This window comes from Thalassoglobus polymorphus (assembly GCF_007744255.1).
GTDB lineage: Bacteria > Planctomycetota > Planctomycetia > Planctomycetales > Planctomycetaceae > Thalassoglobus > Thalassoglobus polymorphus.
The window spans coordinates 2,525,034-2,539,925 of record NZ_CP036267.1 but is presented as its reverse complement, the minus strand read 5'-3'; the positions used below and the strand labels follow the sequence as shown (position 1 = coordinate 2,539,925).

Annotated in this window: 12 protein-coding genes; 6 read left to right on the top strand and 6 right to left on the bottom strand. The window is 48.8% G+C overall.

The features are described 5' to 3' along the window. Positions 1 to 80: 80 nt before the first annotated feature. Positions 81 to 704 (bottom strand): hypothetical protein, encoded by a 624-nt coding sequence (locus Mal48_RS09175; protein WP_145198218.1) that lies wholly within the window; start codon positions 702 to 704, stop codon positions 81 to 83. 304 nt (positions 705 to 1,008) lie between these two features. Next, on the bottom strand, positions 1,009 to 1,809 hold the full coding sequence (locus tag Mal48_RS09170) for a hypothetical protein (protein WP_145198216.1): 801 nt from the start codon (positions 1,807 to 1,809) through the stop codon (positions 1,009 to 1,011). A gap of 426 nt (positions 1,810 to 2,235) precedes the next feature. Between Mal48_RS09170 and Mal48_RS09165 the strand changes: the two genes are divergently transcribed. From Mal48_RS09165 to Mal48_RS09150, 4 genes are all read left to right on the top strand, one after another. Further along, positions 2,236 to 2,847 carry a hypothetical protein gene (locus Mal48_RS09165; protein WP_145198214.1) on the top strand — a complete coding sequence of 204 codons (612 nt, stop codon included), beginning with the start codon at positions 2,236 to 2,238 and terminating at the stop codon, positions 2,845 to 2,847. 195 nt (positions 2,848 to 3,042) lie between these two features. Next, complete coding sequence (locus Mal48_RS09160; RefSeq protein ID WP_145198212.1) at positions 3,043 to 4,287, top strand: threonine synthase; 1,245 nt, start codon at positions 3,043 to 3,045, stop codon at positions 4,285 to 4,287. Positions 4,288 to 4,376: 89 nt separating this feature from the next. Next, a complete protein-coding gene (locus tag Mal48_RS09155) occupies positions 4,377 to 5,945 on the top strand; it encodes a sulfatase (RefSeq protein ID WP_145205941.1) in 1,569 nt (522 codons plus the stop codon). A gap of 64 nt (positions 5,946 to 6,009) precedes the next feature. Next, complete coding sequence (locus Mal48_RS09150) at positions 6,010 to 6,360, top strand: hypothetical protein (RefSeq protein ID WP_145198210.1); 351 nt, start codon at positions 6,010 to 6,012, stop codon at positions 6,358 to 6,360. A gap of 8 nt (positions 6,361 to 6,368) precedes the next feature. Here Mal48_RS09150 and Mal48_RS09145 read toward each other — a convergent pair whose 3' ends face one another. Both Mal48_RS09145 and Mal48_RS09140 read right to left on the bottom strand, forming a co-directional pair. Next, complete coding sequence (locus Mal48_RS09145; protein ID WP_145198208.1) at positions 6,369 to 7,367, bottom strand: potassium channel family protein; 999 nt, start codon at positions 7,365 to 7,367, stop codon at positions 6,369 to 6,371. 66 nt (positions 7,368 to 7,433) lie between these two features. Beyond that, positions 7,434 to 8,534, bottom strand: coding sequence for a DUF6263 family protein (locus tag Mal48_RS09140; RefSeq protein ID WP_145198206.1), 1,101 nt, complete (start codon positions 8,532 to 8,534; stop codon positions 7,434 to 7,436). Positions 8,535 to 8,975: 441 nt separating this feature from the next. Between Mal48_RS09140 and Mal48_RS09135 the strand changes: the two genes are divergently transcribed. Then, a complete protein-coding gene (locus tag Mal48_RS09135) occupies positions 8,976 to 10,181 on the top strand; it encodes an NAD(P)/FAD-dependent oxidoreductase (RefSeq protein WP_145198204.1) in 1,206 nt (401 codons plus the stop codon). 87 nt (positions 10,182 to 10,268) lie between these two features. On the opposite strand, the gene Mal48_RS09130 is transcribed toward Mal48_RS09135, so the two are convergent. Further along, the gene (locus tag Mal48_RS09130) at positions 10,269 to 11,441 is read right to left on the bottom strand and encodes a M24 family metallopeptidase (protein ID WP_145198202.1); all 1,173 of its coding nucleotides are present in this window, start codon (positions 11,439 to 11,441) and stop codon (positions 10,269 to 10,271) included. A gap of 263 nt (positions 11,442 to 11,704) precedes the next feature. Here Mal48_RS09130 and Mal48_RS09125 point away from each other — a divergent pair, with 263 nt between their 5' ends. Next, on the top strand, positions 11,705 to 12,196 hold the full coding sequence (locus Mal48_RS09125; RefSeq protein ID WP_145198200.1) for a hypothetical protein: 492 nt from the start codon (positions 11,705 to 11,707) through the stop codon (positions 12,194 to 12,196). 135 nt (positions 12,197 to 12,331) lie between these two features. Here Mal48_RS09125 and Mal48_RS09120 read toward each other — a convergent pair whose 3' ends face one another. After that, entirely contained in the window at positions 12,332 to 14,803 is a 2,472-nt protein-coding gene (locus Mal48_RS09120) for a BatA domain-containing protein (protein ID WP_145198197.1), read from the bottom strand. Positions 14,804 to 14,892 lie beyond the last annotated feature (89 nt).

Below are 14,892 nucleotides of genomic sequence, written 5' to 3'. Positions count from 1 at the left end.
AATTGCAATTTCAACCGATGACGACCGCCTCAATCTCGCAACATCTGAAGTCATCTTCCTGCTCCCGAGGCATTGCTGTCTCAGGTCGCTTCAACACGCATTGACCAATCCTCTCCCGCCAGGTGAGCACCATTGTGAATTTTGACGATCCGCTCACTCGGAACTCCGTCCAGCGTGATCAGTGATTCTGTAGACTTGCAGAATAATTGGCTGTCGCGTTCAAAGAAGATGACATCTTCCGACCAGCCACCGCATTGAATGTGTTTTTGCTTCCCCGCTCCAAGGAGACAGGTTTTTCGAAACAAGACCACCCCATCAACTCCATCCGCAAATCGATGACCGCTTTCGATCTGCAAAGTCGAAGTCAAGCTGAGTGAAGAGGGCTGCTCGAATCGTATTTGAACTTCGTTTTCCAGACTCTGCCCCACGGAAATCATTGTTCCATGACTTAGACTTCGCCGCCCGGAGTTTTCGTCTCCCTCGAAAGCGACACTTTTATCGTCTGTAAGCCAGTAGCTTGAATCGTTGAACTCGATTGTTGCATGCTCGGTCCTGAGATCTGCAACGACTGAAATTTTAGGAGCTCCCGCGACAGGTATCGGATTCCCGATCGTGATTCGATCCTCCAGGCACAACATCCAACATCCAACTCCATCAATCCAGAGTTTGCATGCTGAAACAGGTTGCGAAAGATTCATGGGCATCTTGCTGAATCACTTTGAAGTGGAGAGCTCAACTTATAATTGAACGAATGAAAACCAGTCCGAAAATTTGTGAGATGGCGACCTTATTCAGTGTTTGCCAGAGCATCTTCAGTTTTCAGGATCTGTTCTTAAAAAGTGTTTGTGGCTGAGGGGTTCCTAACTTTCCTCTCAACTCATCTGAATGCTGAAAATTCCGCTCGCCATTTGGACTCGCTCTCAAGCCTGATGCGAGTTTGAATCACACCGGACTTGGAGACCGTTTCCAGGACGAGCGGACTTTGAGCAGACCGAATCTCACTTCATATTACTTCTTGACCACTTCAATCTCGCCACTGCGACCGAAGTATTCATTCACCGCATCTGCGATGTTTTCATCTTCGACCTGAACTTCCTGTTCAACAGGAATCAGACCTGTGAAGTCACCATCCGCTGACAGGACTGCATCTTCAACATCGAGTCGCTTGTCGATCGTCTGAATGAGAGACTTCACTCGATTCAACTGAGAATCGTCAACTTCGATACTCGCGATCTGTTTTCGAGCATTGATAGTCTTGAGTCGGGCTTCCAGTCGCTCAAGCTCAACCTCGAGGCTTTTCCGCTGTGAGAGCATGCCTTCGAGGGTTTCGCGATGAGTCGTGAGAGCCTTCTCTTTCGCGGCCAAAAGTTCCTGTTCTCTCTTCAATGTTTCGTCAGCAGTTTTGAATCGGTTAAACCGCTCCGAAAGGTCTCTTTCAACTTCACGCTGAGTGTAAGCGTGTCCGGCGTAGACGAAATTGGAGTCACCCGACTTCAGATCGGAAGTCAGTGAAAGGATCGCCTCTTCTTGATTTTCGAGAGCCAACTCTCGCTTTTCAATCGACTTTCGAAGATTCGCAACCGCAACTTGCTCTTCAGCAATGACATGCATCGACTTGCGGACTTCAGGAAGAAGTTGTGCGACTTCTTGGCGAGCACGTTCAATTTCAAATTCGAGAGGAACCTCGCTGCGAATTTTGCTTTGTGCGGAATGGAATCCAGTTCGTGCGTAACTGAAGACGTCCGTTCCAAAGACCATCCCACCGATGGTCATCACAGCTAATGTCCCGTATGCGGCTTTCTTAATCATCTCTTATCTCCTCGATCAATTCGGTTTGTGAGGGCTACCGGAATGGCAGATCTCATCGCTCAAGGGGTTATTCGCTGATGACGCGCCGTTCTTAGCGAATTATTGAAAGATTTCCAAAGCCACGGTAAAACATCGTAAAACCCTTACCAGCGAGCACTTAGGAGGCACAACCAGTCACCAGAACGCCCGGTATTGCTAATTTTCACGAATTTCTCGCTCCAGCTGATCTCAACAATTTCACCTGATACAGGAGTTTCACGGGCGCTCATTCAGGAATCGTCAGACCTTCCTCAGTTTCACAATAGTAAGAATTACACTCTGGGCGATACAGGAAAGACAGAGAGACTTTGCGGGCGACGAGGTTCAGGGAGGAACGTGTCGTCGAGATTGGCTCACACATCGTTCTGATAACTTGGGGAGAACTTGGTGAAATTGTTTCGTGGACAAATCAATCGACTCTCGCTCAAGAATCGATTGTGGACACTTCTCGAAAAAATCAGCGGACCAATACGCATTGTTGGAATATTGATGTCCGTCTTATCTATGCATCTTCTGGTCGTTCGACCACTTGTCGACCGAGTTGGTCAGCTTGAGTCCGAACTGCACGGCATTGATACGACTCTTCAAAAAATTGCGAAGTCACGCAGCACAATCCGTCAGACGAACTCTCTCCTCGAAAATCTGAAATCTCAGCACGAAGAACTTGCCCGTGCCCGAGCGACGGTCCATCAATTGCAAATCTTAAGAAAAGAGATTGCTTCCGAAGCTGAGCATATCCCGGAAGCTCTGGAGTCGTTGAAACGACTGAGTGAACTTTCCGATTACGTCTTTCAATCGGAAGTAAAGCGTTACAGCCAATTGCCCGCCGCAGTAAAAGAAGAGGTCTCACCCGCGGAATTAAATCCCGTTTCGGTGCCCATTCGGATTCAGGACATGCTGAGCGACACTGATCTTGTGATCCCCGATCCCATCGCTCCACGAATCGTCACGATGCCGCGAAAACTCATCCCAATCTCTCAACAGAAGAAGCTGAAATAAGCTTCAGATAAACCTGGACCAGATTGCTCGTCACTACTAAATCCTTCAAACTACACCATCTTTGTATTTCAATTTCCGCGATGAAACTGCTCTCTCAGAATGAACATTGAATTTGACGAGAGTGCTCGCTACCACGATTTCCGAAGATGCGATAGACCTGAAATTTCTTTCAAAATCATTGACGAATGGCCTGCAATGCATACGAAACTTGTCTGTTCCAAAACGGGTGAAGATTACCCCGTCGATCAACTCCACAATTTAAGCTCGGCAGGAAAGCCGCTTCTGGCGGAGTATGATCTCGATTCCATTCGCCATTCCTTCACCCCCGAAGCCGTACGTTCTCGTCGGCTGCGATCGATGTGGAAATTCTGGGAAGTAATGCCCGTCGATTTCCCCAGCGAAGCTGTCTCACTAGGAGAGGGGGGATGTCCACTTCTCAAAACAACTCCTTTCGGACCATTTGAAAAATTTTCGAATCTGTTCATCAAAGACGAGTCGTTCAACCCAACCGGAAGCTTCAAAGCTCGTGGAATGTCTTCCGCAGTCACGCGTGCCAAAGCGCTCGGTGTGAAAGCGATCGCACTTCCCTCTGCCGGAAACGCAGCTGGTGCAGCCACCTACTACGCTGCCCGAGCTGGGCTCGACTGCCATATTTTCGTCCCGGAAGATACTCCCCCAGCGAATATCATTGAGTCGAAACTAGGAGGAGCAAACGTCTACCTTGTCAATGGATTGATCAGCGATTGCGGACGCTTGTGTCGGCAGGCTTGCGACGAACATGGCTGGTTCGACCTGTCGACTCTGAAAGAGCCGTTTCGTGTCGAAGGCAAAAAAACGATGGGGTACGAACTCGCTTTCGACATGGCTGACGTCGCTGAAACTGACGAACTTCAACTCCCTGATGTCATCTTCTACCCGACTGGTGGAGGAACCGGCTTAATCGGAATGTGGAAAGCATTCAACGAGATGGAACAACTCGGCTGGATCGGCAGTGAACGTCCTCGAATGGTTGCAGTTCAGGCTGAAGGCTGTGCGCCAATTGTAAAAGCATTTCATGAGAATGAAGATCACGCTCCATTATTTCCCAATGCTCAGACATGTGCATCGGGGTTGCGAGTCCCGATCGCTGTGGGTGATTTCCTGATGCTCGACGCACTTCGCGAAAGTCAGGGGACTGCAATTTCCGTCACCGATGAAGAGCTGATGATTGGGGCTGAGGAAGTCTGTCGATGGCAAGGGATCGCAGCCTGTCCAGAAGGAGGAGCCGTTTGGAAAGCTGCCGAAAAACTTCTCGACCAGGGCTGGCTCAAGAGCGATGAGCGGATTGTTCTGTTCAATACCGGAACGGGAGTTAAGTACAACCACTTGTACAACACCGACGGGATTATACGAATCGATCAACATGATGAAAACTGGATGCAGCTCATCCAGACTGACTGACTCTCAACTTCCCTTTTCAGCCATAGCCTTGAAATCAGGATCTTGCAGCGAACAACTTGAAACCAACACTGTCTCTTCGAAAGCTTACAATGTTCGGTCACCACATCTTCGGTCTCATCCTGATTTCATTCGCTTCCTTTCTCTTTGTGCAACCTGTCCAGAGTGCCGAGAAGCTCAACGTGATCGTCCTGCTGGTCGATGACATGGGCTGGACTGACTTGGGATACTGCGGCAGTGATCTTTACGAAACGCCGAATATCGATCGGCTGGCTGCTACTGGAATGCGATTCACAAATGCCTATGCAGCCTGCACTGTCTGCTCTCCAACTCGAGTTGCAATCTTGACAGGACAGTCTCCCGCCCGAGTCAATGTGACCGATTTCATTCCGGGACATAGACTGGAGAACCTACCTCAACAGATTCCAGACTGGACACAGAAGCTCGAACATCGACATCTCACGATTGCCGAAATCCTCAAAGATCATGGATATCGAACTGCCCATGTCGGCAAGTGGCATCTCACTCCACGAATCGTGACCAATGACGTGAACTCCGACGGAAACTTCCCGGAATTCTATCCACAGTCGCAAGGGTTCGACGTCAACATCGGCGGCAACGAAGCAGGGGCTCCTCGAAGTTACTTCTGGCCATACGGAAGAGGCAAAGGCGACGCCCGCAAGCAGAACAACCTGTTCGCCACACTTCCCGACTCAAAAGAAAACTATCCGGAAGGAACTTATCTCACCGACCAGTTGACTGACGAAGCTGTGAAGTTCATCGAGCAGTCAACTGCGAAGGGAAGCCCATTTTTTCTGTACTTCGCCTACTATAACGTCCACACTCCTTTGCAAGCCAAACCGGAACTGATCGAACACTACAAAGCGAAACTTAAAGACCATCCCGCGGACCATCCCAAGGACCAAAGGCATACTAATCCTGTGTACGCTGGCATGGTCCACTCTGTTGATGACTCGGTCGGCCGACTCGTAAAAACTCTCCGAGACCAAGGAGTTGACAAGAATACCTTGATCATTTTCACATCCGATAACGGGGGACTCACAGGAGCAAAAGGACGTCCGCCAGTCACATCAAACTTGCCTTTGAGACAAGGCAAAGGTTCTATTTATGAAGGGGGCGTCCGAGTTCCCGCTTTCGTGAGTTGGCCTGAAAAAACAAAGCCCAACCAAATCTCAAGTGAACCAATCATCTCAATGGATGTTCTTCCAACAATTCTTGAAGCCACAAACGTAGAAGTTCCAGCACAACTTAAGCCTCTCCTCGATGGAGTTTCGCTTGTCCCAATACTGACTCAAAAGAACAACTCACTCGCGAAGCGAAACCTGTACTGGCACTACCCCCATTACCACATGATGGGAGCAATCCCCTACAGCGCCGTTCGCTCTGGAGATTGGAAACTGATCGAGTTTTTCGATGAACGTCCCAGTGAACTCTACAACCTCCAGAATGATATTCACGAAGATCACAATCTCACGAGTGAAAACCCTGAGATCGCCAAGCAATTGCACAACGAATTAGAAACTTGGCGAAAGAAGGTCGACGCCCAAAAGCCAAAACCAAATCCAGACTACACCCCAGACCGACCAACCGGAAGAAAATCCGGAAGAAAAGTGAAATCCCAACAACCATTGCGGGAGTAGAACTTTTCGAACGCAGGTTTTTCCGGAGACTTAAAATTGCCAACTAAGTATTGGCACCAGTCCGATGCCCATTGAACCTTTCGAGTTCTATGACCGCAGCAACAGTCCGATTCAAATCCGCTGGATTGTTTACACACATCTTGCAGGTGTCGCGTTGACCGCTTGCTTAAGCCTGGCAGATCGTGGACTGTTTATTTCCCCCACGATCTCCAAGTGGATTGCCTCAATGACTTTCGAAGCGGGCTCTCCTATCGTTGGGATAATAATATTGATCATCTTCTGGGGGTGTCCAATTCTCATGCTGTCCCAGCTATTCAATACAGCCATCGATCTCAAAGTCAGAGTCATCGGCGGAGCAGCAGAGTTCCTCGTAGCGATTGCACATCTTTTTGCGATATTGCCAAGCGTTCAATAATGACTTTGTCAGCATTTCCCTGACGTACATTTTCCCGCGAGCGCATTGACTGCTGTCGGACTTCCAAAAGCGAAGAGGCTGTCTCCAGATTCGATGCAAACAGAACCTTCGGGTGCGATGACATGTTCGCCATCGGTTCGGCGAATTCCGATGACCATAATCCCCTGCTTTCGAAGGTCTGTCTTTGCAAGCGACTTGCCGACGTAATCGTTATTATTTCGAATCTGGATTTCCGCCAATTCGAGATCACTTCCATTTTCGTCAGTAATCTCCAAAAAGTCTTCCACACTCGGACTCAACATCAGCCTCGCCATTTTTTTTGCACCACTGCTAAATGGACTGATGACCCGAGTCGCTCCTGCACGCTGAAGTTTTTGAACGGCACGCGTGTCGCTCGCGCGTGCCACAATCTGTATTGAACTCGACAGCAGACGCGCCGAAAGAACGACATACACGTTGTCCGCATCGGTGGCCAACACAGTTGCGATGGACTGCGCCCTTTCGACTCCAGCCTGGGTCAAAACTTCGTCATCGGTGGCATCACCATGAACACCAAGCCATTTCCGCTCTTTACATACATTCGAGATGACTTCTTCGCTGCTGTCTATCACAACAAAAGGTTGGTTCTTAGCGTCGAGGTGCTCGCAGATTGAGTTTCCCATACGCCCCAAACCACACACGATGAAATGCTGATTCAACTTGTTCAATTCACGATCCATGCGACGCTTCTCCCACATCTCTCGAAAGTCAGCATTGACGATTAACTGGCCCATTTGAAAAACACAATAAGTGAAAACGCTAATCCCGCTGATCAAATAGACCATGATAAAAATCATCCCCTGTGGGGAATGCGGAACGTCTCGTGAACCAACTGTCGTAAGTGTGATGACCGCCAGGTAAGCTGACTCCAACCAAGAGACGTCTTCACCAGTCAGCGAATAAATCCCAACAGTCCCCATCACGAGGATGCCTACCAGAAGACCAGAAATCACAAAGAACTGTCGCATGTCTTTAGAGTCTTATTGGCGACGAAAGATGTCTCACGAAATGAGTTTAGAAAACAGAGAGACTCGCTATGGCCCACTGACACGCCGGATATTTTGTGAACTTGAAAAGTCTTCGCTGTGATGACCGAGTTGAATTCTCGCTGGAGTAGATGTGGCTCCCGCTGGGAACGCTTCGATTGTGGTAGTCACCTTCTTACGCTGATTGAACTGAAGCGCCCCGGACATCATGACTGTCATGTCAATATTTTGCTCGACGTGACTTCGTTGCGGCAAACCTGTTTCACGGAAGATCGTACATGAACCCTGAGTCTCTCCTCCTCGAACAGTCACTCTGACCCCTGTTTGCGCGTCTCGGGCGGTCATCGTCGTCGATGGTGTAATTTGCCCCCGAATCTCAATCGTCGCCAAATGAGGATCGAGTTGCTTGAGTGTGTATTGAGTGTTCACGTGCATCGGAACGGGACGACCGATATGACTCGGACGCTCCCAGGAATCACCCGGTTTGTGAACTCCTCCATAAGGTAAAAGCCCAATCGAATTGTCAATGAAATTGGCGATGCCAGATTCACCCGAGCCCGCTTCGATCCCCAGAACGACATTGCTTCGTTCATTTTCAGGGACATTCTGCAAACATCGATTAAGAAATTCAGTGAAGCCGTCGACCGAAACAATTTGATTCTCTTTACCTATCCAGAAGCTGAAGCCGTCCCCAACCATCGCTTGATAGGCTTTCACCGAAACTGGAAGATTCGCTACCGGCCGAGTCGAATCAAACTCTAGAAGTTCTTCTCCAATCCGATGTGAATACTTCACCTGGTCATACCGCACCTGGAGTTTTGTTCGATCGTCGACCTTGTCGACAACCGAAATCGCAAACAACAACTCAAGCCGAGTGTGAATTCGATTTGCCGATCCACTCAGCGAATCCTGATTCAGTTCCTGCTCCACAACTTTCCGAAGTGGGAAACGATCTCCCGGCTTCAGCTTCAACTTCAATCGAGACTGACTTGCAGATTCGGCAGAACGAACGACGTTTTCATTCGGTGGCTGAGTTCCCCACTCCTCAACAATTTCGCCCTGTGAAGAAGCCTTCTTTTCCTGGCTACATCCAGTTGCCAACAGGGCGCACAATAAGAACGCCCCTAAGATTCGGGTCGTGAATTGCATCTTATACTCCTTCGATGCCATGATCCCATCCTGGGGAAATTTTCATATTGATGAATTGACGAATACAAACTCGAGTCTGAACTGATTACCTGAACTGAGATCATCAAAGAGTGGTCTATACGTTCAGTCTCGTGGTGAGCAACCTATGAAGTCACGAAAGTGAGCTTTACGGGCATGACAGTCATTGGAAATATTCTCACTGAGACTCAGAGTTTACCATGCTTTATGAAGATGGATCTATAGCGATTCCCAGCCCTTCAATTCGTAATTTTCTTCACAGATTTGACTCGATTCATATCAGTACACTTTCGCGTTTCTCTTGCAGTGAAGAATGTCTTTTGTCAGGGAAAGACTCTTCGACAGCAGACTGAATGCATATATTGTTTTTTAACAATGCTCGAAAATGAGCAAATCAGACTTTCTCAAATCCGCAAATTCTTTATGAAACACTCACAAATTACGATTTTAGGGGCTGGCCCCATCGGGATTGAAGCTGCTTTGGCCTGCCTTGAGCGGGGATGGAACGTCACCATCTACGAGCGAGGAAACGTTGGGGAGAACCTTCAAAAGTGGGGACATGTACGACTTTTCAGCCCATTTCAACTCAATCACTCTCCACGAGGAGCAAGGAAGCTGAGAGAAAGTGGACGAACTCTTCCGGATGAAGAGGCTCTTTTACTCAGCGATGAGTACATCAACGAATACTTGAAACCGCTCTCCGAGATTCCGGAAATTGCCGAAGTTCTGGAGACTCAAACAACCGTTCGCCACATTTCACGCGACATGCAACTCAAGGGGGACCATATCGGCTCGGAGCAGCGCGCCGACTCGCCGTTTCGTCTTTTGCTCGAATCGGAGGGAATCGAAAAATATGTCACAGCCGATTTCGTCCTCGATTGCACAGGAACTTTCGGAAACCACAATTGGCTCGGACGTGGCGGCATTCCCTGCCTGGGGGAGAGAAAGTTCGCTGATCGAATTCGCTATGACCTTCCTGATCTCCTCAATAAAGATCGCCAAAACTATTCGGGGCTCGCAACACTCGTCGTTGGAAGCGGGTACTCAGCAGCGACCAACATCGTTTCGCTGGCGTCTCTGCGGCAAGAAGCACCATCAACAACTCTCTACTGGGTGACCAGAAAAACCGGTGATGCACCACTCACCCCGATCCCGGAAGACGCCCTCCCTGAACGTAAGCAACTCACACAACGGGCCAATCAACTTGCGAGCCAATCATCGGATGTCAATTGGATCGGCGGGGCCGTTGTCGATTCAATTCTTGCTGAGCCAGAATCGAATCAGCTGAAGGTGACTTTGGTTATGACAAGGGAGAACACAACTCGAACCATTCTCGTTGATCGCATTCTGGCAAATGTTGGGTTTCATCCAGAGAGATCGATTTATGAGGAACTGCAAATTCATGAGTGTTACGCTTCACACGGACCGATGAAACTTGCAGCCGCCTTAATGGGAGAAAGCTCAGCAGATTGCCTGACTCAGGCCTCACCGGGAGCGAGCACGCTCATCAATCCAGAACCGAATTTCTTCATTCTCGGTTCGAAGAGTTATGGAAGAAGTTCGCGATTCTTACTGAAAGTCGGCCTTGAACAGGTCGACCAGATTGTCGATCTCATCGCGAAAAAGTAACCGACAGTGAGTCTTCACCCGTTATCGTGTCCGTAAAGTTCACGGTCATGACCTCATAAAACGCTCTGGTTTTCTGAGAGAAAATCGTTATTGAGTGGAATCTTTGCGAATCAGAATTCCCGGGCGATCCACTTTTGAACCTTTCACGCTCACGCTGATTACAGGCCAGTTTTCAACCGGCGTGAGGTTTTCGATGCCTGTCTCAGTAATCAGGAAACTGTCGCCAACTTTTGACGAACGGACGGAAGGGTGCCAATGCACGATGTTTCCCTGTTCAAGTTTCAGTCCGAAGCCTGGCACGAGATTTCGTTCGTTGGATTGATAGCCCATGAGTTGAGCCTGCTCCGCTGATCTCCACTCGTCTGGAACGCCGAACTTTTCGTAAATTCTTGCAACACGTCGCCAGGTTTCGTCGAACTCCCATCCGGGACGCGAGAAGTAGATGCCAGTCGATTGAACAAGCGTGGCGATTTCGTGAACTTTTTCCAGTTCAGCCGAAGGCGTTCCCAAGCAAACAGTCCGACTTGCACCAACATGAAGACCATGCCTGCGACCAATCACGGAAATGACACAGTGACGCTCAACGCGATCTTCGCCATATCCCCAGTGGCGATAACGCCAGCCTTGCCCGTCTGCCATCACCTGAATCCGCACCGGTTGAATTTTGTTTTTCATTAACCGATGCGCCAGATGCCCTGCAATCTCTGCTTCGCTTGCTCCCGGAAAGAAATTCCGCCCCGTTGCTTCGAGTGAATGAGAGACTTCCATTCCCAATTCGCGAAGCCGCTTTAATTCTTCCTCAGCCAAGTGCATTCGGAACGGCTGTAAATTTTTCGAGACGTTGATGGTCTCCGGAAACTCGATATCACAAGCGGTCCGACGTCCTCGACAGACATCATTCAGCAAAACAAACCTGTCTTCTGTCCATGGTCGCTCTTTCAGCAAGAAGCCTAAACCCATTAGATCGAGATCGAAAATTTGTCCTGAATCGACATTGTTACACAAAACCACGCGGGCTTCTGCGGTTACCAGAATCGCAGCGATCGGTTCACCACCAGCTTCACGAATGTTGGTTCCTCCAGCAGTCAACCAGGCATAGTTGGCGGGGTGCTGAATCAGAAGTGCATCAAAGTTATTGAGACGGAGATACTCAACCAGCAGGGCGTGTTTTCGCTCGATTTCTTCGACGCGTCCAATGTCAATGGCTTGAATCTCTCCCGACGAGACTGGAAGATCCGGCGATAACGCGGTCGAAGACATTGAACACCTTTACGTAAGAACTGTGATCAGGACTGCCTCACTACTTAAGAAACAAAACCCAAACTTCTGGAACAGCCTCTAAATCCTTTCAGCTGAACTTGCAAACGTAATTCTGATTGGATTTTGAATGAATCAACGTTCGCATGAACTGGACTTGATGTGTCTTGAGAATAACATCGCAAGGCTGGACAAACCAGTAAAACGTATGAAATCTCACACCTGTTAATTATTTTCAAACCATTTTTTTCGAATGCTCAAAGTCTATGGCGCGTACCGAATCAGATCGAGAGGATCTTTACGAAGAATTCCGCTCCGCAACAAAAAAGTGGGAGTTGAAACTCACAGACGAAGACTCACCCATTGTGCTGGGGATTCGCAAAGACAATCGGTTATCCCTTTATTTTGGCCCAGATCCCTGCTTCCACTACGATTCGCACAATCTATTGCTGCGAGCCTTTAAAGATGGAGCATTGTTTCGCACACAAGGCCACACACTTGCACGACTGGTGCGAACACGGACCGCTGAAACAACGACACTTAATCGTACCGACCTTGCTCCAGCTGATCTCACGCAGTTTCTGAACGACATGAACTCCAGAATCACTGAATTCTTAAACGCCATCGCAGAAAAAAAATATCGAATAGTCCGTACAAATTCAGATGAAGAACATCTCAACGAAGCGGCAAACCGGCTGCAAGAAATAGGTCAATTCCAAAACCCACTTGCACCTGCCTATCCAACGAAACGAAAGTAGCGTTCAGTTGTGTGCAGTCGATGATTTTTCCTCGATCAAAGCATTTTCGCGAATCAAGCCCGCAAACTCTCTCGTGGAATTTGGCGTTTCACAGAGAAATCGTTTTTCACGGACATGGTAAACGCGAAAGCTACTCTAGAGATCGGCGGTTTGATCTTGGTTGGAATAGAATCGGTTAGCAACGATGTGCTCTCCGATGAAGATCACAACGACCAGCATCAGCAACATCGGAAACACTTCTTGGCCGATATCTGCCGCGTTAATGTTGTCTTTAAGTTCTTCGATATTTCTGGCGACTTCGTATTTTTCTTCTCCGAAGCGTTCGTCCAACTCAGAGTCGGTCAGTCGCGTCAAATCGCTTTCAGCGGAAGCAGGATTCACACTGAACCCCCGCAGTGAAACGCGTGAACCTTGCTCATACAAGTCATAATGTCCCACATCACTGGTCGGCTGCAACACAATTGAAGGAGCCGCAGCAGCGAGTGTTGAACGTGACTGTGTGAGTCCCGGTTCTCGCAGGAAAATTGTTCGGTCTCGATTTTTCGGTTCGAGAGGGACGACCGGAATTTGTCCTGCAAGGTAATTGTGTTCAACATCTGTAAAGCGTGACACGTATTCTGTCACCTGCTGAACAAACATGAGGAACATTGTTGAAGTGTTCAAACTGGCCAGAGTCGACCAGCCATCACGTGATTCAGGATTACTCGCATCAGTGGTGAGCATCACTGTTCGCCCGCGGCCATAGGTTCTTTCAACCAGTGCCGGAGATCGCTCTTCATTCGTATAGGTGGCCAAAACGTTTGAGCCCTCAGCCGGGTCCACCTTCCAGAATCGATCAATTCGTACCAGGTTTTCCATCGTCGAAAATGTGCCAAAGTTCTCGTACTGACGAAACTTCCAGAACATCGGATGGCTCCGCTTATCGATACTCATTCGCCAGCCAGTACGCAGATTCTTCGACTGATAGACATCGAGACTGGCAGGTAAAAACACCTGAGCACGTGCCCGGTTGTAGTAAGAAGGGTTCAACTTCAGGTCGGTATCTCCCAGAATCACAATCAGTCCGCCACCATTTTCAACGTACTTTCCAATTTGGAACCAGAGATCATCGCTGAGGCTTCTCCCCGGACAATTAATGAGAGTAACTGCTGTGTATTCGGAAAGTTTCTGATCTTTCAACTGCCCAATGGGAACATACTCCGGAACAAATTTGTTCTTGCCAGCATCGAGCCCATCGTGTGGAGCAAGCGCCAGTACCCACTCGTTGACGTCGTCATACTCTGGCCCCACCACCAGAACTTTCGGTGCGGGAATCACCTCGGCAGAAAAATAGCGAACGTTATCAAACGCAAGCGGATCGCTGGTCGCCAGTCGAACTTCTCCATGCAACGACCGATTTTGCAGATCACTCAGTGGAGAGAATGAAAGCTGAACCGGGATTCCAGCGTCAATTGGCGAACTGATTTGCCCAACCTTCGAAGATTGGTTTTGAGAATTTTGCAGACGCAACTCCACGGTTTGCTCTGGGACATCTTTCCCCGTTGCAGAGAGCGTCGTCGAGACAATTAAATCTCCGCCGACCGGAATCCGTTCTCGGGAAAGTTCCACATCGGTGATTGCGATGTTTTGAGGATCTTCCTGCCCCACATCGACCAGATATAAATTTGTTCCAGTCGCTTCCTGAATCTGCCCTTTGAGTAAATCTGAAGTTCGAGTTTTCCATGCGGACTTCGCAAGGTCTGTAAACACGTAAATTCGACGGATGTACCGATCCTTCCGTGCATCCGTTTGAACGTTTGATTGATCAGAAAGAGTTCGCGTTCTGTCATCCTCGTGCGATTTCAAAGCCAGTTGGAGTCGTTCGTCCAACGGCAGCGATACAGTCTGGACTTCTAAGCTGTCCAAACGAGACTGTGCAGAAAGCATTGTCGACTGAAAGAGAATCGGATTGTCGTTGGAATTGTCAGCAATGGCGATTCGGCTGCCGATCGGCAACGACTGAAGATGTTTTTTTGCAATCTCCCGTGCCTGATCGAGAGCGGTTTTTCCTTCCTGTAAATACGACATGCTCAAACTGGTGTCGAACAACATAATTCCCGCAACGGGAAGGTTAATGTCTTGAACCGGTCGTGGATTTGTCAGTTCACCTGAAATGCGCTGTTGATAGGGAAAGCCGACAAAGGCAGCGATTGCTAAAAGCGTGCTGACAGTTGTCATGTTGCGGAGTTTTGACTGACGTTCTTCCCGTTGAAATTTCGGCTGGAGTTCCTGACGAAGACGATGCAAGAAAAAGAGATAAGAACCAATGCCGATTGCACAGAGCGCACACAAGATGCCGATTTCCATTCCCGACAAACGATAATTTGCCGGTGGCAACGACGGCCGTGCAATCGCCAGCACAATGATGATGAGAACAAGAACACGCAGCAACAACAGCCAGAAATGCTTCAACCGCATCCGGCGAACGCTTTGACGTTTACGTTGCACAATCAACTGCAGTGCGGGAAACAGCAGCCTTTTCGGCTTCTGTTTCATCAGGAAATGCAAAATGACAGGGACAGACGCAAAGGCAAGCCCAATCAAAATCGAGGAGTTCAGAAACGTCATACTATTGTTCTGGAGCTACCTATAGCATTTTTCGAATTGATGTTCGCGTCCTGCCTCGTGGCGAACAGCTAATTCGCTGGTGAAACGTG